The 23,040-nt window shown below is 69.4% G+C and carries 23 protein-coding genes; 12 read left to right on the plus strand and 11 right to left on the minus strand.

Translation table 11 applies throughout. The annotated features are described in order from the left end of the window. Window positions 1-103 precede the first annotated feature (103 nt). Entirely contained in the window at window positions 104-1,642 is a 1,539-nt protein-coding gene (locus HMPREF0591_RS23740) for a flavin-containing monooxygenase (RefSeq protein ID WP_007171240.1), read from the plus strand. On the opposite strand, the gene HMPREF0591_RS23745 is transcribed toward HMPREF0591_RS23740, so the two are convergent. Both HMPREF0591_RS23745 and HMPREF0591_RS23750 read right to left on the minus strand, forming a co-directional pair. Continuing rightward, the gene (locus tag HMPREF0591_RS23745; protein ID WP_007171241.1) at window positions 1,610-2,170 is read right to left on the minus strand and encodes a TetR/AcrR family transcriptional regulator; all 561 of its coding nucleotides are present in this window, start codon (window positions 2,168-2,170) and stop codon (window positions 1,610-1,612) included. The genes HMPREF0591_RS23740 and HMPREF0591_RS23745 overlap by 33 nt on opposite strands. Further along, on the minus strand, window positions 2,157-2,600 hold the full coding sequence (locus HMPREF0591_RS23750) for an SRPBCC family protein (RefSeq protein ID WP_040623816.1): 444 nt from the start codon (window positions 2,598-2,600) through the stop codon (window positions 2,157-2,159). The genes HMPREF0591_RS23745 and HMPREF0591_RS23750 overlap by 14 nt, the downstream gene beginning before the upstream one ends. Before the next feature lie 211 nt (window positions 2,601-2,811). Here HMPREF0591_RS23750 and nrdF point away from each other — a divergent pair, with 211 nt between their 5' ends. Then, window positions 2,812-3,786 (plus strand): class 1b ribonucleoside-diphosphate reductase subunit beta, encoded by a 975-nt coding sequence (nrdF, locus tag HMPREF0591_RS23755; protein WP_007171243.1) that lies wholly within the window; start codon window positions 2,812-2,814, stop codon window positions 3,784-3,786. A gap of 76 nt (window positions 3,787-3,862) precedes the next feature. Here nrdF and HMPREF0591_RS30430 read toward each other — a convergent pair whose 3' ends face one another. Beyond that, on the minus strand, window positions 3,863-4,432 hold the full coding sequence (locus HMPREF0591_RS30430; protein WP_007171244.1) for a restriction endonuclease: 570 nt from the start codon (window positions 4,430-4,432) through the stop codon (window positions 3,863-3,865). Window positions 4,433-4,561: 129 nt separating this feature from the next. Here HMPREF0591_RS30430 and HMPREF0591_RS23765 point away from each other — a divergent pair, with 129 nt between their 5' ends. Then, a complete protein-coding gene (locus tag HMPREF0591_RS23765) occupies window positions 4,562-4,996 on the plus strand; it encodes a DUF3349 domain-containing protein (RefSeq protein WP_244269090.1) in 435 nt (144 codons plus the stop codon). On the opposite strand, the gene HMPREF0591_RS23770 is transcribed toward HMPREF0591_RS23765, so the two are convergent. Next, window positions 4,991-6,031, minus strand: coding sequence for an NAD(P)-dependent alcohol dehydrogenase (locus tag HMPREF0591_RS23770; protein ID WP_007171246.1), 1,041 nt, complete (start codon window positions 6,029-6,031; stop codon window positions 4,991-4,993). The genes HMPREF0591_RS23765 and HMPREF0591_RS23770 overlap by 6 nt on opposite strands. A gap of 117 nt (window positions 6,032-6,148) precedes the next feature. Further along, the gene (locus HMPREF0591_RS23775; RefSeq protein WP_007171247.1) at window positions 6,149-7,255 is read right to left on the minus strand and encodes an iron-siderophore ABC transporter substrate-binding protein; all 1,107 of its coding nucleotides are present in this window, start codon (window positions 7,253-7,255) and stop codon (window positions 6,149-6,151) included. Window positions 7,256-7,431: 176 nt separating this feature from the next. Between HMPREF0591_RS23775 and ctaD the strand changes: the two genes are divergently transcribed. From ctaD to HMPREF0591_RS23815, 8 genes are all read left to right on the plus strand, one after another. After that, on the plus strand, window positions 7,432-9,177 hold the full coding sequence (gene ctaD / locus HMPREF0591_RS23780) for an aa3-type cytochrome oxidase subunit I (protein WP_040623939.1): 1,746 nt from the start codon (window positions 7,432-7,434) through the stop codon (window positions 9,175-9,177). Between the two features lie 24 nt (window positions 9,178-9,201). After that, complete coding sequence (gene serB, locus HMPREF0591_RS23785) at window positions 9,202-10,437, plus strand: phosphoserine phosphatase SerB (protein ID WP_007171249.1); 1,236 nt, start codon at window positions 9,202-9,204, stop codon at window positions 10,435-10,437. 127 nt (window positions 10,438-10,564) lie between these two features. Continuing rightward, on the plus strand, window positions 10,565-11,407 hold the full coding sequence (locus HMPREF0591_RS23790) for an ABC transporter ATP-binding protein (protein ID WP_007171250.1): 843 nt from the start codon (window positions 10,565-10,567) through the stop codon (window positions 11,405-11,407). Next, entirely contained in the window at window positions 11,404-12,234 is an 831-nt protein-coding gene (locus HMPREF0591_RS23795) for an NUDIX hydrolase (RefSeq protein WP_007171251.1), read from the plus strand. Before HMPREF0591_RS23790 ends, HMPREF0591_RS23795 begins: the two co-directional genes overlap by 4 nt. Next, complete coding sequence (locus HMPREF0591_RS23800) at window positions 12,231-12,995, plus strand: enoyl-CoA hydratase (RefSeq protein WP_050790134.1); 765 nt, start codon at window positions 12,231-12,233, stop codon at window positions 12,993-12,995. Before HMPREF0591_RS23795 ends, HMPREF0591_RS23800 begins: the two co-directional genes overlap by 4 nt. A gap of 10 nt (window positions 12,996-13,005) precedes the next feature. Then, window positions 13,006-13,980: a class I SAM-dependent methyltransferase gene (locus tag HMPREF0591_RS23805; protein WP_007171253.1), complete on the plus strand. Its 975-nt coding sequence runs from the start codon at window positions 13,006-13,008 to the stop codon at window positions 13,978-13,980. Next, window positions 13,977-15,179 carry a THUMP-like domain-containing protein gene (locus HMPREF0591_RS23810; RefSeq protein ID WP_167310181.1) on the plus strand — a complete coding sequence of 401 codons (1,203 nt, stop codon included), beginning with the start codon at window positions 13,977-13,979 and terminating at the stop codon, window positions 15,177-15,179. The genes HMPREF0591_RS23805 and HMPREF0591_RS23810 overlap by 4 nt, the downstream gene beginning before the upstream one ends. Window positions 15,180-15,249: 70 nt before the next feature. Beyond that, window positions 15,250-15,933: an esterase gene (locus HMPREF0591_RS23815; protein ID WP_007171255.1), complete on the plus strand. Its 684-nt coding sequence runs from the start codon at window positions 15,250-15,252 to the stop codon at window positions 15,931-15,933. Between the two features lie 112 nt (window positions 15,934-16,045). On the opposite strand, the gene HMPREF0591_RS23820 is transcribed toward HMPREF0591_RS23815, so the two are convergent. After that, a complete protein-coding gene (locus HMPREF0591_RS23820; RefSeq protein WP_007171256.1) occupies window positions 16,046-16,435 on the minus strand; it encodes a DUF6264 family protein in 390 nt (129 codons plus the stop codon). An 18-nt stretch (window positions 16,436-16,453) separates the two neighbouring features. Continuing rightward, complete coding sequence (locus HMPREF0591_RS23825) at window positions 16,454-17,812, minus strand: outer membrane protein assembly factor BamB family protein (RefSeq protein WP_007171257.1); 1,359 nt, start codon at window positions 17,810-17,812, stop codon at window positions 16,454-16,456. 102 nt (window positions 17,813-17,914) lie between these two features. Between HMPREF0591_RS23825 and HMPREF0591_RS23830 the strand changes: the two genes are divergently transcribed. Beyond that, entirely contained in the window at window positions 17,915-18,652 is a 738-nt protein-coding gene (locus HMPREF0591_RS23830) for an acyltransferase (protein ID WP_007171258.1), read from the plus strand. Window positions 18,653-18,715: 63 nt separating this feature from the next. On the opposite strand, the gene HMPREF0591_RS23835 is transcribed toward HMPREF0591_RS23830, so the two are convergent. The 4 genes from HMPREF0591_RS23835 to HMPREF0591_RS23850 form a co-directional block, all read right to left on the minus strand. Next, the gene (locus HMPREF0591_RS23835) at window positions 18,716-19,267 is read right to left on the minus strand and encodes an anti-apoptotic protein (RefSeq protein WP_007171259.1); all 552 of its coding nucleotides are present in this window, start codon (window positions 19,265-19,267) and stop codon (window positions 18,716-18,718) included. 130 nt (window positions 19,268-19,397) lie between these two features. After that, a complete protein-coding gene (locus HMPREF0591_RS23840) occupies window positions 19,398-20,729 on the minus strand; it encodes a cryptochrome/photolyase family protein (RefSeq protein WP_007171260.1) in 1,332 nt (443 codons plus the stop codon). An 8-nt stretch (window positions 20,730-20,737) separates the two neighbouring features. Next, window positions 20,738-21,217, minus strand: coding sequence for a TspO/MBR family protein (locus tag HMPREF0591_RS23845; RefSeq protein ID WP_007171261.1), 480 nt, complete (start codon window positions 21,215-21,217; stop codon window positions 20,738-20,740). After that, window positions 21,214-23,040: MMPL family transporter (locus tag HMPREF0591_RS23850; protein ID WP_007171262.1), on the minus strand; the 1,827-nt coding region annotated here is incomplete at its 5' end. The genes HMPREF0591_RS23850 and HMPREF0591_RS23845, both read right to left, overlap by 4 nt.

Below are 23,040 nucleotides of genomic sequence, written 5' to 3' on the forward strand. Positions count from 1 at the left end.
AGGACCCCGGCACGTTGACATCGTTGCGGCGGTCGTCGACACTCGTGCCATCCGATACCCTGGGTACTGGGTATTTGCGAGCTGACAGGAAGACCGATCCACCGTGACCGACGTCGTGACACAAGCCGAGCCGACCAACACGCACCAGCCCGTGCACGCGCGCGCCATCATCATCGGGACCGGGTTCTCCGGCCTGGGCATGGCGATCAAGCTGCAGCAGCAAGGCGTCGACTTCGTCATCCTGGAAAAGTTCGGCGACGTCGGCGGCACGTGGCGCGACAACAGCTACCCCGGCTGCGCCTGCGACATCCCGTCGCACCTGTACTCGTTCTCGTTCGAGCCCAAGCCGGACTGGCACAACCCGTTCTCCTACCAACCCGAGATCTGGGACTACCTCAAGGGCGTCACCGAGAAGTACGGGCTGCGCCGCTACATCCGGTTCAATTCGCACGTCGACCGCGCCCACTGGGACGACGACGAACAGCGCTGGCACGTCTTCACCGAGGACGGCCGGGAATTCGTCGGGCAATTCTTGATCTCGGGTGCGGGCGCGCTGCACATTCCATCCATGCCCGACATCGAGGGGCGCGACGAATTCCGCGGTCCCGCTTTCCATTCCGCCGAATGGGACCACAGCGTCGATCTGACCGGCAAGCGGGTGGCGATGATCGGCACCGGCGCCAGCGCGATCCAGATCGTGCCCGAGATCGTCGGGCAGGTCGCCGAACTTCAGCTCTACCAACGCACCCCGCCGTGGGTGGTGCCGCGCTCCAACCCCGAGATTCCGGTCGCCGTGCGCCGGGCCATGGCGAACGTCCCCGGGCTGCGCGCGCTGGTGCGTGCGGTGATCTATTGGGGGCAGGAGGCGCTGGCCTTCGGCATGACCAAGCACCCGAACGCGCTGAAGTTCATCGAGGCCTACGTCAAATACAACATCCGCCGCTCGGTCAAGGACCGCGAGCTGCGCCGCAAGCTGACCCCGCACTACCGCATCGGGTGCAAGCGAATCCTGAACTCCTCCACCTACTACCCGGCGGTGGCGGACCCCAAGACCGAATTGATCACCGAACACATCGAGCGGATCACGCCCGGCGGGATCGTCACGGCCGACGGCAGGGAGCGCGAGGTCGACGTGATCGTGTACGGCACCGGCTTCCACGTCACCGACTCCTACACCTACGTCCAGATCAAGGGGCGCAACGGGGAAGACCTGGTGGACCGGTGGAACCGCGAGGGCATCGCCGCCCACCACGGCGTCACCGTCGCCGACATGCCCAACCTGTTCTTCCTGCTGGGCCCCAACACCGGGCTGGGGCACAACTCGGTGGTGTTCATGATCGAGTCCCAGATCCGCTACGTCGCCAGCGCGATCAAGGCCTGTGACAAACGCGGCGCCCAGGCGCTGGCGCCGACGCGCGCCGCGCAGGACGCGTTCAACGACGAGTTGCAGCGCCGGCTGGGGCCGTCGGTGTGGAACAGCGGCGGGTGCAGCAGCTGGTATCTCGACGAGCACGGCAAGAACACCGTGCTGTGGGGCGGCTACACCTGGGAGTACTGGCGCGACACCCGGTCCATCAAGCCCGAGGAGTATCAGTTCTTCGGGACGGATTCAGGTGCCGGCCGAAAGGCCTTGCCCGCCTAGCAGGCTCACGAAGGCCTGCGCGGCCGCGTCGACGCCGGCCTCGTCATTGGTGGCCACGAGGTCCAGCAGCAGGCCGCGGGTGACGGCCAGCCCGAGCCTTGCCATCGCGCGGTCGTAGGCGACGCCGGCGGAAGCCGACTCGACCTCACGCAGCCAGCCGTCGACGGCGCCGGGAACCATTTGCGTGAAGGGCTTTTCGCCCTGGGCCGCGCGCGAATAGCACTCGAAGAAGAGCCGTTCCAATTGGCGCAATTCGGGCCGACGAAGGTCGGCCCACATCGCGGCGAAGCCCTCGGCCGGATCCTCCGGCAAGCCGGGAACGAGAGCCATCTGGCGACGCTCGGCCTCCTCGACGATCGCGATCAGCAAATCTTCGCGAGAACCGAAGTGGTGCAACAGCATCCGGTGGCTGGTGCCGACAGCGGCGGCGACATCGCGCAGCGAGCGGTTGCCGATCCCGTTCGCGGCGAACTCGTCGAAGAGCGCATGCAGCAGTTCGCGGCGCCGTTCGGAATCAGTGCGAGCCATCGGCGCGGCTGAACTGTTCAGACCGGGCCTTGAGTCCCTGGGCCTCGAGTTCGAGGAAGCGCTTGGTCTTCTCGGCCATCAACCGGCCGACCAGCGCGCCGAGCACACCGCGCTGGTCCAGTCGCTGGCGCACCAGCGTGCGGCCGCCGGGTTGGGCGATCACGTCGTGCCGGGCGCTCACCCGCACGCCGGGGGAGCGTTGCACCCAGGTCCACGACGTGCCGGGGGCGATTTCGGTGACCGTCCAGGTCAGCTTCGCCATGCCGGGCTGCTTGATCGCGAACCGCCTGCCGACCTCGAGCGCGGGCCCGTCGCGCCCGGTCAGCGAGGTCACCGAGGCGGTCCATTCGGGCCAGCGCTGCACGTCGCTGAAGACGTCCCACACCAGCTGCGGCGGCGCGTCGATCTCGATGCTGTCTTCGGTAAGCATGTACCAAATGGTACATCGGAACGGGTGGCCTTGGATAGGGGGCTTCAAGGGCCCGGAAATCGCGGAATACTGGGGTAGGTGCAATTGAATGCGGGGTTCGTCCACGACACGCAAACACAAGTTCTTGTGTTCCGCGGTGTTGTCGTACCCCAGGGGTAGTGTTTGGAGCCTGACGTCCCTCAGGCAAAACGGCGTGTGAAGTGGGGTTCTGGTGACCGAAAACATGAAGCTGATTGACCGCGTTTCGGCGATCAACTGGAACCGGCTGCAGGACGAGAAGGACGCCGAGGTCTGGGACCGGCTGACCGGTAATTTCTGGCTGCCCGAGAAGGTGCCGGTGTCCAACGACCTCCCGTCGTGGGCAACGTTGACGTCCGGTGAGAAGCAGCTGACCATGCGGGTGTTCACCGGGTTGACTTTGCTGGACACCATCCAGGGCACGGTGGGCGCGGTCAGCCTGATCCCCGACGCGCTGACCCCGCACGAGGAAGCCGTCTACACCAACATCGCGTTCATGGAGTCGGTGCACGCGCGCAGCTACAGCAACATCTTCTCGACACTGTGCTCGACGGCCGAGATCGACGACGCGTTCCGCTGGTCGGAGGAGAACCCCAACCTGCAGCGCAAGGCCGAGATCGTCATGCAGTACTACAAGGGCGACGAGCCGCTGAAGCGCAAGGTCGCCTCGACGCTGCTGGAAAGCTTCCTGTTCTACTCCGGCTTCTACCTGCCGATGTACTGGTCGAGCCGGGCCAAGCTGACCAACACCGCCGACATGATCCGGCTGATCATCCGCGACGAGGCCGTACACGGCTACTACATCGGCTACAAGTACCAGCGCGGGCTGGCGCTGGTCGACGAGGCCAAGCGCGCCGAGCTCAAGGACTACACCTACGAGCTGCTCTTCGAGCTCTACGACAACGAGGTGGAGTACACCCAGGACCTCTACGACGAGGTCGGGCTCACCGAGGACGTCAAGAAGTTCCTGCGCTACAACGCCAACAAGGCGCTGATGAACCTCGGCTACGAGGCGCTGTTCCCGCGAGACGAGACCGACGTGAACCCGGCGATCCTGTCGGCGCTGTCACCCAACGCCGACGAAAACCACGACTTCTTCTCCGGTTCGGGCTCGAGCTACGTGATCGGCAAGGCCGTCGTCACCGAGGACGAGGACTGGGACTTCTGACACCGCAGATGGGTTGAGAATCGGGCCGGCCGCACCGTCGGGGGGGAGGGACTGGGGCCGGCCCGATCTTCTATTCCTACACCCGCGGCGCCGGGTTTCTTCCCGTCGGGTTCCTGTCGCTCCCCGCTGGCGGCGGCACCCAGGCCTGCAAAACCTTGCGGCCGATCAATTGGCAGCCGTGGGTGTGTGCCAGTTGCCTTGCGGCCCTGGTGAATTCCCGATTGGTGACCACGATGCTCCTGGCGCACCCGTGGTGGCGGGCGCCGGAGACCACCTGCTGGACGGCCGCGACGCCCACCGACTTGCCGTAGCGCTTGCACTGGACCGCCACGGAGTGACCGTCCTTCTCGGCGATCAGGTCGACACCGTAGTCCCCGGCGGGCGGGGTGAACGTCACGCGCCAGCCCGCGCGGCGCAGGCGGGCGGCCACATAGCCCTCGAACGCCAGCCCGTCCATGGCGTCGATCGCGCGCATGCTGGCGTCCAACCGGCCCCCGCGCGGCCATCGACGATTGGTCGCCCAGCCGACGAGCACCTCGAGCAGCAGCAGCACGTAGAACGCCGCGAAGCCCGTCCCGGGGCTGCGCTCCATGACGCCGACGCATAGCCCGCAGGCCAGGGGGATGACGACGAGCGCCGTGAGCACGTCTCGATCGTAGGGACGGGCGGCGACAAACGAGCCTTCGACATGTTCAGGCAGTGAACGACATGTGAATTGTGGGGACGGATCGACGCCTCGCTAGCGCCGGTGATGCCGCTGCCCGACACTGTTCTGGTGACGAAACCCGCCTCCCCCGAGAAGGATCACCGCCACCATTTCTGCCGTTCAGTGATTCGGTGGCTGCAGGTCGGCTACCCGAACGGCGTTCCGGGCCCGGACCGCGTGCCGCTGATGGCCTTGCTGCGCAGCACCCCGCTGACCGAAGACCAGATCCGCGAGGTGGTGCGCGAAATCACGAAGGACGGATCCCCGGCGCTCGCCGACCATGTCATCGATCGCGACGAGATCGCCGAATTCATCTCCGACATGACGCAGTTCGACGCCGGCAAGGAGAACATCATCCGGGTGGCTGCCACGCTGGCCGCGGCCGGCTGGCCGCTGGCCGGCATCGACGTCAGCGAAGTTGTTCCCGACGACGAGCACGCCGAGGCGGCCGAGGAAATGGCCCGCAGCTGCGCGCACGATGAGACGTCAGAGGTCGCCTCATAGCTTCGAGATGTCGATAACGAAGCGGTAGCGCACGTCGCTCGCCAGGACGCGTTCGTAGGCCTCGTTGATGTAATCCGGCTCGATCAGCTCGATTTCGGGCGTCACATCGTGCTCGGCGCAGAAGTCCAGCATCTCCTGGGTTTCGGCGATCCCGCCGATGTTCGACCCGGAGAGGCTGCGCCGCGCCAACGCCAGCGGGAACGCCCCCACCTCCATCGGGTGCTCGGGGATGCCGAGTTCGACCAGGGTGCCGTCGACGTCGAGCAGGCCGAGGTAGTCGTTGAGCTTCAGGTTCGCCGACACCGTGTTCAGGATCAGGTCGAAGCTGTTGCGCAGCTTCTTGAACGTGTCCGGGTCGGCGGTGGCGTAGTAGTGCTTGGCGCCCAGCCGCAGCCCGTCTTCCATCTTCTTCAGCGACTGGGACAGCACGGTCACCTCCGCGCCCATCGCCGCGCCCAGCTTGACGCCCATGTGCCCGAGGCCGCCGAGGCCGATGATCGCCAGCCGCGTGCCCTCCGCGGCCTTCCAGTGCCGCAGCGGCGAGAACAGCGTGATGCCCGCGCACAGCAGGGGCGCGGCCTTGTCCAGCGGCAGCGAGTCGGGGATGCGCACGACGAAGTTCTCGTTGACGACAACCGCCTGGCTGTAGCCGCCCTGCGTCGGCGTGCCGTCTTTGTCGATGGAGTTGTAGGTGAAGGTCGCGCCCGGCTTGCAGTACTGCTCGAGCCCGGCCCGGCAACTGCTGCACTGGCCGCAGGAGTTCACCATGCAGCCCACGCCCACGTGGTCGCCGACCTTGTACTTGGTGACCTCGGAGCCGACCTGGCTCACGACGCCGGCGATCTCGTGCCCGGGCACCACGGGATAGTTGGGCTTGCCCCACTCGGCCTTGACGGTGTGGATGTCGGAGTGGCAGATCCCGGCGAACTTGATGTCGATCGCTACGTCGTGCGGACCGGGGTCACGCCGCTCGATGGTGGTCTTGGTCAACGGTTCGGTCGCCGACGTGGCGGCGTACGCCGAGACAGTGCTCATGAATATCCCTCTTCGAAATGGTCGCGTCGTGAAAAAGTTTAGCTAAGGTAATGTTCTCGGGCCAATTGGGGCCGCCCGATATCACCTTAGGGCGCCGGGCGGCGGTCCGCCGTGGCGCTAGTTGATGGGGGCGTTCACCAGGCGCAGGTCGTCGACGATGCCGCGGGCCGCGATCAGGCCCTCCCCGGTCTGCCACACCTCGTCGTTGACGACGTAGACCCGGTTGTCGTGGTTGGCGGACAGCTTGCGCCACGGGTTGCTGTCCAGCACGGTGGCGGCGCGCTGGGCGGCGGCCGGTGAGGCGCACGACAGGTAGACGACGTCGGCGTCGGCGGCGGAAAGGTCGGGGTTCTTGGCCAGGTCGGCGTCGGTGGCGCCGATCTCGAGGTACGGCTTGTCGGTGAATCGCTGGGACGCGGGCCGGTCCACCCCTACCGCGCCGAGCACGCTGGCCGGGAAGTTGTTGGCGCCGTACACCCGGATCGTGTCGGTGGTCAGCTGCACGATGGAGGCCTGGAAATGGGAGGCGTCGTGCCGGGCGCCGATGTCGCCGGCCCGCTGCGAGAAGCCGTTGAGCAGGGCGTCCGCCGCGGCGCCGCGCGCGGTGGCGGCGCCCACGCCGCGCAGGTTGTCCTGCCAGGCGGCGCCGGGGGCGGCGGTGAACACGGTCGGGGCGATCGCGTCCAGCTGCGGATACAACGCGGGTGTCAGGCCCTGGGACCCCAAGATGAGGTCGGGATGGCTCGCCGCGATAGCGGTGACGTCCGGTTTGCTCCGGGTCCCGACGCCGGGCACGCCGTGCACCGCGCTGCCCAGGTAGGCGGGCTGGCTCGACGATCCGTCCGGCAGCGCCGCGCCGACCACCCGCGACTGCAGGCCCAGCGCGCACAACGCGTCGAGCTGGTCACCGGACAGCACGACGATGCGCTGCGGCTCGGCGGGCACCTGCACCACGTCCGGGGTGACGCCCGCGGCGTTGTGCGCCTGCCGCGTCTTCGGCCCGGGGTCGGCCGCCGCGGCTTCCCGCGCGCACGACTCGTCCGGGTGACGGTCGTTTCCGAGCACGCCGGCACCGGCGATCTGCGTGGTGGGGGTGACCAGCGAGGGGGTCGCCGACTTGGCGCCGGGTTTGCCCGATCCACAGCCGCTGCAGGTGACGGCGACGGCCACCGCCAGCGCGGCGGCCGCGCGCAGGGACCCGGGTCGGGTCACGCCGAAAAGCACGCGTCAGACGCTAACACCCGCCGGCTCCACGCCCGGCGCGCCGAAACGACACGCCGCGCCGCCGACCCAATTACGACAGTTTGTAGGACCAGCCCTGACGTCGGCATGATCGGCCGCTAAGATTCGTGGCAGCTCTGTTTTTGGGCCCCTTCCTATCCGGATGTTTGGAGAAGCTGTTGACAGCCGAAGCGCCCCCCTTGGGAGAACTCGAGGCCGTTCGTCCGTACCCGGACCGGACCGGTCCCAAAGGGAACCTCATCTACAAACTGATCACGACCACCGATCACAAGCTGATCGGCATCATGTACACGGTCACGTGTTTCGTGTTCTTCTTCATCGGCGGACTGATGGCCCTGCTGATGCGCACCGAGCTGGCCGCGCCGGGACTGCAGTTCCTGTCGAACGAGCAGTACAACCAGCTGTTCACCATGCACGGCACGATCATGCTGCTGCTCTACGCCACGCCCGTCGTGTTCGGTTTGGCCAACCTGGTGCTGCCGCTGCAGATCGGCGCGCCCGACGTGGCGTTCCCGCGGCTGAACGCCTTCTCGTTCTGGCTGTTCCTCTTCGGCGGGCTGGTCGCGATGGGTGGATTCATCGTGCCGGGCGGGGCCGCGGACTTCGGCTGGACGGCCTACACGCCGCTGTCTGACGCCGTGCACTCACCCGGCGCCGGGGGAGACCTCTGGATCACCGGCCTGATCGTCGCCGGTCTGGGCACCATCCTGGGCGCGGTCAACATGATCACCACGGTGGTCTGCATGCGCGCGCCCGGCATGACGATGTTCCGGATGCCGATCTTCACCTGGAACATCCTCGTCACGTCGATCCTGATCCTGATCGCATTCCCGATCCTGACCGCCGCGCTGTTCGGGCTGGCCGCCGATCGCCATCTCGGGGCCCACGTCTACGACGCCGCCAACGGCGGGGTCCTGCTGTGGCAGCACCTGTTCTGGTTCTTCGGCCATCCCGAGGTGTACATCGTCGCGCTGCCGTTCTTCGGCGTCGTCACCGAGATCATCCCGGTCTTCTCGCGCAAGCCGGTCTTCGGTTACACCACCCTGGTGTACGCGACGCTGTCGATCGCGGCGCTGTCGGTCGCGGTGTGGGCTCACCACATGTTCGCCACCGGTGCCGTTCTGCTGCCGTTCTTCTCGTTCATGACGTATTTGATCGCGGTGCCGACCGGGATCAAGTTCTTCAACTGGATCGGCACGATGTGGAAGGGCCAGATCACCTTCGAGACGCCGATGCTGTTCTCGGTGGGCTTCCTGGTGACCTTCCTGCTGGGCGGCCTCACCGGTGTCATGCTGGCCAGCCCGCCGCTGGACTTCCACGTCACCGACACGTACTTCGTGGTGGCGCACTTCCACTACGTGCTGTTCGGCACCATCGTGTTCGCCACCTATGCGGGCGTCTACTTCTGGTTCCCCAAGATGACCGGCCGGCTGCTCGACGAGCGGCTGGGCAAGTTGCACTTCTGGTTGACCTTCATCGGCTTCCACACCACCTTCCTGGTGCAGCACTGGCTGGGTGACATGGGCATGCCGCGCCGCTACGCCGACTACCTGCCCTCCGACGGCTTCCAGCCGTACAACATCGCGTCGACCGTCGGCGCCTTCATCCTGGGCGTGTCGATGTTCCCGTTCGTCTGGAACGTCTTCAAGAGCTGGCGCTACGGCGAGGTCGTGACCGTCGACGACCCGTGGGGTTACGGCAACTCGCTGGAGTGGGCGACCAGCTGCCCGCCGCCGCGGCACAACTTCACCGAGCTGCCCCGAATTCGTTCGGAGCGCCCGGCATTCGAACTGCACTACCCGCACATGGTGGAGCGGCTGCGCGCCGAGGCGCACGTGGGCCGCGCGCACGGGCCGACGGACAAGGACGTCACCAGGATGGACGACGTCCAGGTTCGCAGCTGATGGCCTGATCGGCGGCTGTCCCGCGTGAGCACAGCGAAGGTGTCGGTGTTGATCACCGTCACCGGAGTGGACCAACCGGGCGTCACGTCCGCCCTGTTCGAGGCGCTGTCCCGGCACGGTGTCGAGCTGCTCAACGTCGAACAGGTGGTGATTCGGCGCCGTCTGACGCTCGGCGTGCTGGTGTGCTGCCCCGCGGACGTCGCCGACGGCCCGGACCTGCGCCGGGACGTCGAGTCGGCCATCCGCGCGGTGGGCCTCGACGTGAGGATCGAGCGCAGCGACGACGTGCCGATCATCCGGGATCCCTCGACCCACACGATCTTCGTGCTGGGGCGGCCCATCACCGCCGGCGCGTTCGGCGCGGTGGCGCGGGCGGTGGCCCGGCTGGGGGTCAACATCGACCTGATCCGCGGGGTCTCCGACTACCCGGTGACCGGCCTGGAGCTGCGGGTCTCGGTGCCGCCCGGTTCGGATGCCGCGTTGCGGACCGCACTGAACCAGGTGTCGGCGGAGGAGCGCGTCGACGTGGCGGTCGAGGACTACACGCTGGAGCGGCGGGCCAAACGGCTGATCGTGTTCGACGTGGACTCGACGCTGGTGCAGGGCGAGGTCATCGAGATGTTGGCCGCCCGGGCCGGAGCCGAGGGGAAGGTCGCCGCGATCACCGAGGCCGCCATGCGGGGGGAACTGGACTTCGCGCAGTCGCTCGAACAGCGGGTGGCGACCCTGGAGGGCCTGCCCGCCTCGGTGATCGACGAGGTGGCCGAGCAGCTGGAGCTGATGCCGGGCGCTCGGACCACGCTGCGGACGTTGCGGCGCTTGGGTTTTCACTGCGGGGTGGTCTCGGGTGGCTTCCGGGGGATCATCGAGCCGTTGGCCGAGGAGTTGATGCTGGACTACGTCGCCGCCAACGAGCTGGAGATCGTCGACGGCAAGCTCACGGGACGGGTGGTCGGCCCGATCGTCGACCGCGCCGGCAAGGCCACGGCGCTGCGGGACTTCGCGCAGCGGGCCGGGGTGCCGATGGCGCAGACCGTCGCCGTCGGCGACGGCGCCAACGACATCGACATGCTGGCCGCCGCCGGGCTGGGGGTGGCGTTCAACGCCAAGCCGGCATTGCGTGAGGTCGCCGACGCGTCGCTGAGCCACCCGTACCTGGACACGGTGTTGTTCCTGCTGGGCGTGACCCGCGGCGAAATCGAGGCCGCCGACGCGGTGGACGGCGAGGTGCGCCGGGTGGAGATCCCGCCCGACGCTTAGCCGCCGGCTGCCCGCGAGCAGACAGGAAATCGCACGATCTTCGCCAACCTCATGCGATTCTGCGACTGGTCGCGGGGGCTGACGACCCGGCAGGTATCCGAGCTTCCCCGTACGGCACGATGGTCGGGTGCCCGAAATCGGTACGGAGGCAGCCGACCCCGATCTGCTGATCGACTTCCGCGACGTCGCACTGCTGCGGGACGGGCGTGTCCTCGTCGGGCCGCTGGATTGGACGGTCGAACTCGACGAGCGCTGGGTCATCGTCGGCCCCAACGGGGCCGGCAAGACGTCGCTGCTGCGCATTGCGGCGGCGGCCGAGCACCCGTCGTCGGGCGTGGCCTTCGTGCTCGGCGAGCGGCTGGGCCGGGTGGACGTCTCGGAGTTGCGGTCGCGGATCGGACTGAGCTCGTCGGCGCTGGCGCAGCGCATCCCCACCGACGAGGTGGTGTCTGATCTGGTCGTCTCGGCCGGCTACGCGGTGCTGGGCCGTTGGCGGGAGCGCTACGAGGACGTCGACTACCGCCGCGCCATCGACATGCTGGAGAGCCTCGGCGCCGAGCACCTCGCGGACCGTCGCTACGGAACGCTGTCGGAGGGCGAGCGCAAGCGGGTGTTGATCGCCCGCGCGCTGATGACCGACCCGGAACTGTTGCTGCTCGACGAGCCCGCCGCCGGCCTGGACCTGGGCGGCCGCGAGGAACTGGTGGCGCGGCTGGCCGACCTCGCCGCCGACCCCGACGCCCCCGCGCTGGTACTGGTCACCCACCACGTCGAGGAGATCCCGCCCGGCTTCAGCCACTGCATGCTGTTGTCGGAAGGGCGCGTGGTCGCCGCGGGGCTGCTGACCGACGTGCTGACCGCCGAGAACCTGTCCACCGCGTTCGGACAGTCGATCGCCCTCGACGTCGTCGACGGGCGCTACTTCGCCCGACGCATCCGCACCCGCGCAGCCCACCGGAGGCAGCTATGACGTCACCGACCGAGCCGCCGCTGGTCCCGCGCCCGGCCGCGACTGTGATGCTGGTCCGCGACGACCCCGGCGGGATCGCGGTGTTCCTGATGCGCCGGCACGCCAAGATGGAGTTCGCCGCCGGGACGATGGTCTTTCCCGGCGGCGGGGTCGACGATCGCGACCGCAACGCGGACTTGGGTGGCATCGGGGCCTGGGCCGGCCCGCCACCGCAGTGGTGGGCGGGGCGGTTCGGCATCGAACCGGGCCTGGCCGAGGCGCTGGTCTGCGCGGCGGCCCGGGAGACGTTCGAGGAATCGGGCGTGCTGTTCGCGGGGCCGGCCGGCGACCCGGACGGGATCGTCGGCGACGCCTCGGTGTATGCCGACGCGCGCCGCGAGCTCGCCGACGGCACGCTGTCGTTCGCCGACTTCCTGCGCCGCGAGAACCTCGAGCTGCGGTCCGACCTGCTCCGGCCGTGGGCAAACTGGGTCACCCCAGAAGCCGAGCGCACCCGCCGCTACGACACGTACTTCTTTGTGGGAGCCCTGCCGGAGGGTCAGCGGGCCGACGGTGAGAACACCGAGTCCGATCGCGCCGGGTGGACCACGCCGCAGGCGGCCATCGAGGATTTCTCCGCCGGCCGCTGCTTCCTGTTGCCGCCGACGTGGACCCAGCTGGATTCGCTGGCGGGCCGGACCGTCGCCGAGGTGCTGGCCGTCGAGCGCCAGATCGTGCCGGTGCAGCCACACCTGGAGATCCAGGGCGACAACTGGGTGTTCGAGTTCTTCGACTCCGACCGCTACCACCAGGCGCGCGAAGCCGGCGGGATGGGGTGGCGGCATTGAGGGAGTTCGTCAGCACGGTGGTCAGCGACGGCTCGCGGGACGCCGGCCTGGCCATGCTGCTGCTGTCGCGGCCGCCGACCAACGCCATGACGCGGCAGGTCTACCGGGAGATCGTGGCCGCGGCCGCCGAGTTGGCCGAGCGCGACGACGTCGCCGCGGTCATCCTTTTCGGCGGCCACGAGATCTTCTCCGCCGGCGACGACATGCCCGAGCTGCGGACGCTGACCGCCCCGGAGGCCGAATCGGCGGCCCGGGCCCGCCAGCAAGCCATCGACGCCGTGGCGGCCATCCCCAAGCCGACCGTGGCCGCGATCACCGGATACGCGCTGGGCGCCGGGCTCACGCTGGCCCTGGCCGCCGATTGGCGCGTCAGCGGTGACAACGTGAAGTTCGGCGCCACCGAGATGCTGGCCGGACTGATCCCCGGCGGCGACGGCATGGCCCGCCTGACCCGGGCGGCCGGGGCGAGCCGGGCCAAGGAACTGGTGTTCAGCGGCCGGTTCTTCGACGCCGAGGAGGCGCTGGCGCTGGGCCTGATCGACGAGATGGTGGCCCCCGACGACGTGTACGACGCCGCGGCGGGGTGGGCGCGCCGCTTCCTGGACGGCCCGCGACACGCGCTGGCCGCCGCCAAGGCGTGCATCAACGACGTGTTCGAGGCGGGCCCGGCCGAGCGGGCCGCCGCCGAGCGGCGCCGTTACGTCGACGTGTTCGCCGCAGGTCAGACCGGCGACGAGGACTCCGGCTCCGGCGCCCGTTAGGCTGCCCTTCATGACGACGAGTTCGACCGATGCCGTACCCAACCCGCATGCCACAGCCGAGCAGGTGGAAGCGGCCCGGCATGACAGCAAGCTCGCCCAGGTGCTCTACCACGACTGGGAAGCCGAGTCCTACGACGAGAAATGGTCGATTTCCTACGACCAGCGCTGCGTGGACTATGCCCGGGATTGCTTCGACGCCATCGTTCCCGACCAGGTGCAGCGCGAGCTGCCCTACGACCGGGCGCTCGAATTAGGCTGCGGCACCGGGTTTTTCCTGCTCAACCTGATCCAGTCCGGGGTGGCCCGGCGCGGGTCGGTCACCGACCTGTCGCCCGGGATGGTCAAGGTCGCCACCCGCAACGGGCAGTCGCTGGGGCTCGACATCGACGGCCGGGTCGCCGACGCGGAGGGAATCCCGTACGAGGACAACACCTTTGACCTGGTGGTCGGGCATGCCGTGCTGCACCACATCCCCGATGTCGAGCTGGCGCTGCGCGAGGTCGTCCGCGTGCTGCGCCCCGGCGGCCGGTTCGTGTTCGCCGGCGAGCCGACCACCGTCGGCGACACCTATGCCCGCACGTTGTCCACCTTGACCTGGCGCGCCGCGACCAACGTCACGAAGTTGCCGGGCCTGGGCGGCTGGCGGCGGCCGCAGGCCGAGCTCGACGAATCCTCCCGCGCGGCCGCGCTGGAGGCCGTCGTCGACCTGCACACCTTTACCCCGGGGGACCTGGAGCGGATCGCCGGCAATGCGGGCGCCGCCGAAGTGCGAACGGCCACCGTCGAATTCACCGCCGCGATGCTGGGCTGGCCGCTGCGCACATTCGAATGCGCGGTGCCGCCCGGGCGGCTGGGCTGGGGCTGGGCGAAGTTCGCGTTCAACAGCTGGAAGGCGTTGAGCTGGCTGGACGCCAACGTGATGCGGCACGTCGCCCCGAAGGGCTGGTTCTACAACGTGATGATCACCGGGGTCAAGCCCTCCTGAGTGACGGCCTCACCTTCGGCGCCGGGGACGTCCGTTATCTGCGGTCGGAAACGGGCGCCGCGGCGCTGGCCGCGGTGGGCCGGCTCGAGCTGACCGACGCCACCCGGGTCGCCGACATCGCCGCGGCGCGGGCGCGGTTCGGCGATCGGGCGGCGGTGTTGGTGGAGACGACGTTGCTGCGCCGGCGCGCCGCGGAGAAACTCGGCGGTCTGGGCGCCGAAATCCCCGTGTCGGACTGGCTGTTCACCGACGAGGCGCTGCAGCAGGCCACGGCGGCCCCGGTGGCCGTGCACCGCGCGGGGCGCCTCGCCGAGGCGGGGGTCGTCGTGCACGACGCGACCTGTTCGATCGGCACCGAGTTGGCCGCGCTGCGCGGGCGGGGGGTCCGGGCGGTCGGCAGCGACCTCGACGCGGTGCGGCTGGCGATGGCCCGGCACAACCTGGGGGAGGCCGCCGCGTTGTGCCGCGCGGACGCACTGGCCCCCGTGACCCGCGGCGCCGCGGTGCTCGTCGACCCCGCCCGGCGCGGCGGCGGACGCCGCCGCTTTCGCCTCGATGACTACCGGCCGGCCCTGGGCGCCGTGCTCGATGCGTACCGGGGCCGCGACATCGTCGTAAAGTGCTCTCCCGGAATTGATTTCGCTGAATTGGGCCGACTCGGCTTCGCCGGCGAGATCGAGGTGACGTCACATCGCGGCTCGGTGCGCGAAGCGTGCCTGTGGTCGGCCGGGCTGGCGCAACCGGATGTCCGCCGGCGCGCCAGCGTCCTCGATCGCGGCGAGCAGATCACCGACGCCGACCCCGACGACTGCCCGGTGCGGCCGGCCGGGCGATGGATCGTGGACCCCGACGGCGCGGTGGTGCGCGCCGGGCTGGTGCGCCACTACGGCGCGCGGCACGGGCTGTGGCAGCTCGACCCCGACATCGCCTACCTGTCCGGGGACGCGCTGCCGCCCGCCGTCCGCGGCTTCGAGGTGCTCGAGCAGCTGGCGTTCGACGAGCGGCGGCTGCGCCAGGCCTTGTCGGCGCTGGACTGCGGGTCGCTGGAGGTCCTGGTGCGCGGTGTGCGCGTGGACCCCGACGCGTTGCGGCGCCGGATGCGGCCGCGCGGTGGCCGGCCCTTGTCGGTCGTCATCACCCGCATCGGGTCACGGGCCGCCGCCCGCGCGACGGCGTTCGTCTGCCGTCCGTCGCGATAGCGCCGGGTAGGCTGGTGCGATCGCTTCGCCAGGCGCCCAGCCCCGCCTAACCTGCAAGGACAATAAAAGAATGCGTTATCTGATAGCGGCCGTGCTGGTCGCGTCGGCGGCCCTGGTGGCCTGGCCGGCGGCCGCCGCGCCACCGACGTGTGCCAGCTTGGGCGGCACCATCGAGGACGGCCAGATGTGTCGCCTGCGCGCCGTCGGCCCCACCTACATGCTCAACATGGCGTTCCCCGCCGACTACCCCGACGAGCAGGCGCTCGCCGACTACATCACCCAAAACCGGGACGGTTTCATCGCGGTCGCGCAGAGTTCCGGGTCCCGCGATCAGCCCTACCAGCTCGAGGCCACCACCGAACAGCGCACCTCCGGTCAGCCGCCGCACAACACCCGCAGCGTCGTGCTCAAGTTCTTCCAGGACCTCGGCGGAACACACCCCTCGATCTGGTACAAGGCGTTCAACTACAACCTCGGGACCAAGCAGCCGATCACGTTCGACAGCCTGTTCGCGCCGGGCACCGCGCCCCTGGACAGCATCTTCCCGGTGGTGCAGCGCGACCTGGAACGTCAGACCCCGTTCGGCGCCGCCATTCCGCCCTCGACCGGGCACGACCCGACGCACTACCAGAATTTCGCCATCACCGACGACCAGCTGATCTTCTACTTCGCGCCCGGTGAGATGCTGCCGGCGTTCTCCGGGCCGGTCCAGGCCGAGGTGCCCCGCAACGCCATCCCGCCGCTGGCCCTCTGAGTGGCGATCGCAAGCGCGGCGTAGCCGGGCGAGGCGGGTCGCCACCATCGAGTGAGTGGCGATCGCAAGCGCGGCGTAGCCGGGCGAGGCGGGTCGCCACCATCATCAGGTCCTAGACGGGGCCGGCCAACGTCTCCATCGCCGCGGCGCCGACCGCCAGCGCCACCTGCGCGACGCAACCCAGCAGCGGGACGAAGAAGGCGGTGCGGCGCCGGGCGAGGCGGCGGATCGCGACGATCAGGGCTGCGACGAAGACGACGGCGCCACCGCCGATTCCCAGGAACATGGCGCGATCGATCCACGCCGGGTCGCCGCACTTCTGGTAGCCGCACGGGTCGGTGCCCATGACGAACAGGCCCAGCAGGCCAATCGTGACCGCGATCAGGAAGGCGTGGACGGCCAGCAGCACCACGGTCGCCGTGCGGTCCACCGCCAGGTTGCGCTCGCTCTTTCCGGAGTAAGCGGCGACCGCGGCCTGCACCTCGTCGTCATCGGGGGCCATGGGGTCAGTATGGCCCGGTCACGCCGGGGCGAAACCGTACACCTGGCCGTCGCTGGTCGCGGCCACCACCCGGCGATCGGCGCCGACCGAGACCCCGACGGGGTAGCCGGTGGCCGCGGGCAGCGGGTAGCTGCCCTGGGTGTGGCCGGTGCCCGGGTCGAACACCAGCAGCGACATGCCCGGGGCGCCGTTGGCGGCCGTGGTGCTGACGATCGTGTAGCCGACGCCGGCGCCCGCCAGGCTCGACGACGACAGGGGGGCGACGTCGTCGCGGCGCCACGCCTGGTCCGCGTGGTCGCCCGCGTCCTTGAACGCCACCAGCCGCGTGTCCGGCCCGCCGCCGGACACGATGAGGCCGGCCGGCGTGACCGCGGGCGGCGTCTGCGCCAGGAACCCCAGCGGCGCCGACCACTTCACCTTCCCGTCGGCGGCGTGCAGCGCCCACAGCCGTTGGTCGCGGCCGTTGACGTAGACGGTTGACCCGTCGGCGGACAGCACCGGGCTGGCAATGACACCGGCCTGGATCGCGTCGCTCGTCCACTCCTTGGATAGCAGCGGCGTCTGTCCCGGGTGATACTTCAGCCCGACTAGGCCCGCGGCCGGCGCGCCCGGCTGCCAGACACCGAGCACCGCCATCTGGCTGGCCGCCGAAAACGCGGGCGCCGCGGCCACCGGGCAGCCCTGCCGGGCCGGCGCGCAGTCGGCCAGCCCGCGCGTCGCATCCGTGGGGTCGACGCCCTCCACCAGATCCAACGGGCTGCCCACCACCGCGCCGCGGTGCGACTCGAAGACCAGCACCTGGCCGAGGTGCGTCGCGACGAGCAGTTGCCCGTGCCCGAGAAACCTCGGGGTCGCGGGCATTCCGATCACCGGCCGCCGCCACCGTGTCCACTGCGTGACCGGGAAGGAGACGAACGCACCCGGCTGCCCGACATAGACGTTGTCGAAACCGTCGAGCAACGGGCCCGCAAAGCCACCGCCCTGCACCAGGCGGACACACCAGCGTTGCCGGCCGTTGTCGTCGTTCTCCCACTCCATCAGCGAACACCCCGCCGGGGTTTGCGCGTTGAGGACGAGATAGCCGCGCGCGCTCATCGCCGGCCCCGCCGCCAGGCTCCCCTTGACCGAGCGCGTCCACCGCAACGCCAGTTGGGTGGCGCCGCCGGTGGCCGTGTAGCTGCTGTTGGCCGCGTCCGCGTACTGGGCGGGCCAGCCGGCCGCGGCCGACGCTTCCACCCACGAGTCGGTGTTGCCGCACCCGCCGAGCCCCACGGTGATCCCGGCCGCCAGCAGCGCAGATGACCAACGCCGAAGCCCGCGCGGGAGATGTCGGTCAAGCACCTCGATACCCAGATCCTTCCGCGGGACGATCGGCATGGGCGGCCGGTGAGTACAGGTGAGGGTAACCCGTGGCGGCCCGGCCGCAGCGGATTGCCCGCGGTTCTCGGTGCACGATCGCGCGCGCTAGGCTGTCCGGCCATGACGAGCATGTGGGGCGCGCCGGTCCATCGCCGCTGGCGTGGATCGAACTTGCGGGACCCGCGCCAGGCCAAATTCCTCACGCTGGACTCGCTGAAGTGGGTGCTGCGCAACCGCGCCTACACGCCCTGGTACCTGGTGCGGTACTGGCGGTTGCTGAAATTCAAGCTCGCCAACCCGCACATCATCACGCGCGGCATGGTCTTCCTCGGCAAGGACGTGGAGATCCATGCGACGCCCGAACTGGCGCAGCTGGAGATCGGCCGGTGGGTGCACATCGGCGACAAGAACACCATCCGCGCGCACGAGGGCTCGCTGCGGTTCGGCGACAAGGTGGTGCTCGGCCGCGACAACGTCATCAACGCCTATCTGGACATCGAGCTCGGCGATTCGGTCCTGATGGCCGACTGGTGCTACGTGTGCGATTTCGACCACCGCATGGACAACATCGACCTACCGATCAAGGACCAGGGCATCGTGAAGTCGCCGGTGCGGATCGGGCCCGACACCTGGGTGGGGGTGAAGGTGACGGTGCTGCGCGGCACGGCCGTCGGCCGCGGCTGCGTGCTGGGGTCGCACGCGGTGGTGCGCGGCGTGGTCCCCGACTACTCGATCGCGGTCGGTGCGCCGGCCAAGGTGGTCAAGAACCGCCAGCTTGCCTGGGAGAGCACGGCCGCCCAGCGCGCGGAACTGGCCGCCGCGCTGGCCGACATCGAACGCAAGAAGGCCGCCCGCTAGGCTCACCGCTAGGTCTATGGCGGTGACCCGCAGCGCCCGGCTTCGCCGCGCTTGCGATCACCGCTAGCTCGGCGGTTCGGCGTGGTCGTCGACCTTGAAGTCGAATTTGACGTCGCCCGCGTCGACGTTGGTCACCGTCACCGCGATGCCATATTTGTCGCTGCCGTCCACGAGCTGGCAGCGCAGCGTCGCGCCCCGAACGCCCTTCAGGTTGTCGGGGCACGTCACCGCGTCCGGCCGCCGGCCCACCTGTTGCGCCAGCTTGTTACTGATGATCCTGGCGACCTGGTCCTTGTCGACCGTCTCCACCATGTCGAACTTGACGTCCTTTCCGTCGACGCTGGTCACGGTCACGTTGACATTGAAAGTCTGGTTCTTGACCTTCATCTCGCAATTGAGTTGCGCCCCAACCTTGGCGGGCAGGTCGTTCGGGCAGTTCACCGAGTCGGGCTTGTTGCCCGCGGCGTCGGTCATCGTCGAGGTGATCTGACCGGCGACATCGCTCTTGCTGACCGTGTGCGACGAGCCGACGGAACACGAACAGGCGGTGACGCCGGCGAGCAATCCCGCGGCGGCGCCGGAGACCAGCAACGTCCGAGCGATGAAGGGTGTCATGGGGGCCTCCCGAGCGGCTTGACAACTGTGAATCGGCTGATAATCGCATCCCAAACAGTCCCGGGCAGCCGATTGAGCAAACATTCACGCACCCGACAATTCGTTGCTGTGCGAGGCGCGTTCGGCGCCGTCAGATGCTCTGGTAACGCCGCAGGGCCTCGGCGCGCTCGGCGCCGTGGTCGACGATCGGGGCCGGGTAGCCGGCCGGGCGTTCGCCCTTGCGCAGGTGCGCATCGTCGACGGAGCGCAGTTCGGGCACCCACCGCCGGATGTAATCCCCGGACGGGTCGAACTTCGCGGCCTGGCTGGTCGGGTTGAACACCCGGAAGTACGGCGCGGCGTCGGTGCCGCAGCCGGCGCACCACTGCCACCCGTGCTGGTTGTTTGCCATGTCCCCGTCGACGAGCTGGTCCAGGAACCACTCGGCGCCCCACTGCCAGGGCAGGTGCAGGTCCTTGACCAAGAACGACGCGACGATCATCCGCACCCGGTTGTGCACGAAGCCGGTCTCGCGCAGCTGACGCATGCCGGCGTCCACCAGCGGGAAGCCGGTCTCGCCGGCCTTCCACGACTCGAAGCGGCGTTTGGCTTCGGCGCCGGTGTCGGTGCGGATGCCGTCGAACTGGTGGTTCCAATTGCGCCAGGCGCTGGCCGGCCAGTGATGCAGCACGTCGGCGTAGAAATCGCGAAATGCCAACTCGCGCAGGTACGCCTGCGCCCCGGGCTCGCGGAGGTCGAGGTCGGCGACCATCGTCCGGGGATGGATGCTGCCGAACTTCAGGTGGGCCGACATGCGGCTGGTGGCCTCGAGGTCGGGCCGGTCGCGGTCCGCGGCGTAACGCTCCAGCCCGTCGTTGACGAACGCCTCCCACTCGAACAGCGCGGCCCGCTCGCCGGCGGCGAGGTCAAGGGTGGCACCGGGATCGGGAATGTCGCACTGTGGGATCGCGACTTGGTCCGGATCGATCCAGTGCGCCGACTCGGCACCCGATTTCGCCGGCGACCGCCAGCCCACCTCGCGCCATTTCCGCAGGAACGGGGTGAACACCTGGTAGGGGGTGCCGTCCTGCTTGGTGACCCGACCGGGCGACACGAGATAGGGCGAGCCCGTCGCGACCAGCGGTACCGAGCCCAGAGCGGCGCGGACCCGGTCGTCGCGGCGCCGCCCGAACGGCGCGAAGTCGGTCGATACATGCACCGACGAGGCGCCGATCTCCTTGACAATGCGGGGAATCCGCTCGTGGGGCAGCCCGCGGGTCACCAGCAGCCGGCCGTCCAGGTCGCTGCGCAGCCGGCGCAGCGCGTCACCCAGGTATTGCAGGCGACGCTCGCCCGAGGACGCCTCCAACCGCGGGTCCAAGACAAAGCACGCGAGCACCTGTTCGTTTTGGGCCGCGGCGACAAGGGCCGGATGATCCCGCAGCCGAAGGTCGCGACGCAGCCAGAGCAATGCGAAATTCATGGGCTCTCTCAGCGGTTGAGCCGCCAGACGTGGGTGGCCAGGACGGTGGCGAACGAGCACCACAGCGGGTACGCCGACAGCGCCAGCCCGGCCCGTGGGTCGGCTTGCCCGGCCCGCCGCGCCAGGTCGGCGCTGCTGGCCGTCAGCACGGCGGCACCGGCCGCCGACGCCCCGAGCTTGTGGAAACGAAAGAACAGCCAGCTCCATGCCGCGTTGAGCACCAGGTTTACGCCGAGGGCCGCGGCGTAGCGGCGCGCCTGGTCGTGTTGTCCCGCGGCCCGGAATCGGTCGATCGCCACCGCGGACGTGACCGCGATGTCGCCGTAGAGCGTGGTCCATGCCGCCGGGAAGGCGGCGTTGGGTGGCTGGTACGGCGGCTTGCGCAGCCGCGCGTACCAGGTGGGAATGGCCTTGGCGTTGGCGATGCTTCCGGTTCCGCCGGCGACGGCGACGGCCAGGCTCGTGGCGGCCAGGATCGACTTGTTCACGGGATGCTCCGTTCTTGTTGACGTTCTGCTTGCCCTGCAACGGCTTTCGCGTGCTGCGGCGCGGTGGGCCACCAGATGCGGTCGCCGATGAGGGCGAACAACGCGGGGATGACCAGTGTGCGGACCACGAAGGTGTCCAGCAGGATGCCGAGGCCGACGATGGTTCCCAGCTGGGTGAGCACGATCAACGGCAGGACGCCGAGCACGCAGAAGACGGCGGCCAAAACGATTCCCGCACTGGTGATCACGCCGCCGGTGGCCGACACCGCCGCGACCATCCCCGCGCGCGCGCCGCGCCGCGCGGCCTCCTCGCGGGCCCGGGTGACCAGAAAGATGGTGTAGTCCACGCCGAGGGCGGCCAGGAACAGGAACGCGAACAGCGGCGTGCTGTTGTCCAGCGCCGGGAACCCGAAGACGTGGCTGCTGGCCAAGCCGCCCATGCCGAGGGCGGCAAGCGCCCCGAGGATCGTGGCCGCCAGCAGCGTGGGCGGGGCAAGCGCGGATCGCAGCAGGGCATAGAGGACGGCGAGGATGACCGCCAGAATCGCCGGGATCAGCAGATGCCGGTCGTGGGTGGCCGCGTCGCGGACGTCGAGCGCCTGCGCATCGGCCCCACCCACCAGCGCCGCGGGACTGACCGACTTCGTCGTATCACGCAGTGCCGCGATGATTTTGAATGCGCGGTCGGAGGACGGTGGCGCATCGATCACCACCGACCACTTCGTCAACCCGGACGCGGAGCGGGCGGAGTCGGTCGCCGACACCACGCCCGGTGTGGCCCTGATGACCTCCGGCACCCGCGAGAGGCTGGGGGCGATGACCAGCGTCGGGTTGGTCAGCCCGGCCGGAAAATGTTTGGCCACAACGTCGTAACCGGTCACCGAGTCCGCGCGGACCCGGAACTGCTCGGTCTGCGACAAGCCGATGCGCGTGCCCAGCAGGCCGGTCGCCAGCGCCGCCAGGCCGGCGACCGCCACCACCGCAACCAGCGCGGGGCGCCGGTTCACCCAGTCCCCGACGCGGTGCCAGGCGCCGCTGTCCACACCGTCGGCGTCCTCGGGGCGGGGGATGAACGGCCAGAACAATCGCCGGCCGCACAGCGCGAGCAGCGGCGGCAGAATCACCAGGGCCGACGCCGCCGCGACCACCAGCCCGCAGGCCGCCAGCGCGCCCAGGCTGCGCGTGCTCGGTGTGGCGGCGAACAGCAGGGTGAGCAATGCCAGCACCACGGTGGCGTTGCTGGCGACGATCGCCGGCCCGGCCATCCGCACCGCGCGGCGCAGCGCGTCCCGGTGCTGGTCATGGCGCCGAAGTTCTTGCCGATAGCGGGAGATCAGCAGCAGCGCGTAGTTGGTGCCCGCGCCGAAGACCAGCACGCTGGTGATCCCCGACGTCGCCCCGTCGAAGCTGAGCCCGGTCAGCGACGCCACGGCCGTCCCCACCGCCGCCGCGACCCGGTCGGCGAAGCCGACGACCAGCAGCGGCACCAGCCACAGCACCGGGGAACGGTAGGTGGCGATCAGCAGCAGCGCCACCACCGATGCCGTCACCGCGAGCAGGGTGACGTTCGCGTTGGTGAACGCGCCGGCGATGTCGGCGCCGAACGCCGGACCCCCGGTGACGTGGGCCTGCAGCTCGGTGGGCAGCCCGGTGTGCGCCGCCTTGCGCAGGTTTCCGACGACGTCGCTCAACGCGAGTCCGGACAGGTCGGCGCTGACGGGCACCACCCCGATGACGGCCCTGCCGTCGCCCGAGACTTGCGGAGGGGCGGAACCCGTCGCGCCGGCCGGCGGTGCGGCGGCCTGCGCGCGGTCGCGGGCCGC

The sequence above is a fragment of the Mycobacterium parascrofulaceum ATCC BAA-614 genome, assembly GCF_000164135.1.
Classification (GTDB): domain Bacteria; phylum Actinomycetota; class Actinomycetes; order Mycobacteriales; family Mycobacteriaceae; genus Mycobacterium; species Mycobacterium parascrofulaceum.

Excerpts from the sequence above, each read along its gene's own strand:
- HMPREF0591_RS23750 (WP_040623816.1), bottom strand. The coding sequence starts at position 2,600 with ATGCTTACCGAAGACAGCATCGAGATCGACGCGCCGCCGCAGCTGGTG.
- HMPREF0591_RS23840 (WP_007171260.1), bottom strand. The coding sequence starts at position 20,729 with ATGAATTTCGCATTGCTCTGGCTGCGTCGCGACCTTCGGCTGCGGGAT.
- HMPREF0591_RS23805 (WP_007171253.1), top strand. The coding sequence starts at position 13,006 with ATGACGACGAGTTCGACCGATGCCGTACCCAACCCGCATGCCACAGCC.
- HMPREF0591_RS23835 (WP_007171259.1), bottom strand. The coding sequence starts at position 19,267 with ATGACACCCTTCATCGCTCGGACGTTGCTGGTCTCCGGCGCCGCCGCG.
- HMPREF0591_RS23770 (WP_007171246.1), bottom strand. The coding sequence starts at position 6,031 with ATGAGCACTGTCTCGGCGTACGCCGCCACGTCGGCGACCGAACCGTTG.
- HMPREF0591_RS23815 (WP_007171255.1), top strand. The coding sequence starts at position 15,250 with ATGCGTTATCTGATAGCGGCCGTGCTGGTCGCGTCGGCGGCCCTGGTG.
- HMPREF0591_RS23825 (WP_007171257.1), bottom strand. The coding sequence starts at position 17,812 with ATGCCGATCGTCCCGCGGAAGGATCTGGGTATCGAGGTGCTTGACCGA.
- HMPREF0591_RS23745 (WP_007171241.1), bottom strand. The coding sequence starts at position 2,170 with ATGGCTCGCACTGATTCCGAACGGCGCCGCGAACTGCTGCATGCGCTC.
- HMPREF0591_RS23830 (WP_007171258.1), top strand. The coding sequence starts at position 17,915 with ATGACGAGCATGTGGGGCGCGCCGGTCCATCGCCGCTGGCGTGGATCG.
- HMPREF0591_RS23820 (WP_007171256.1), bottom strand. The coding sequence starts at position 16,435 with ATGGCCCCCGATGACGACGAGGTGCAGGCCGCGGTCGCCGCTTACTCC.
- HMPREF0591_RS23795 (WP_007171251.1), top strand. The coding sequence starts at position 11,404 with ATGACGTCACCGACCGAGCCGCCGCTGGTCCCGCGCCCGGCCGCGACT.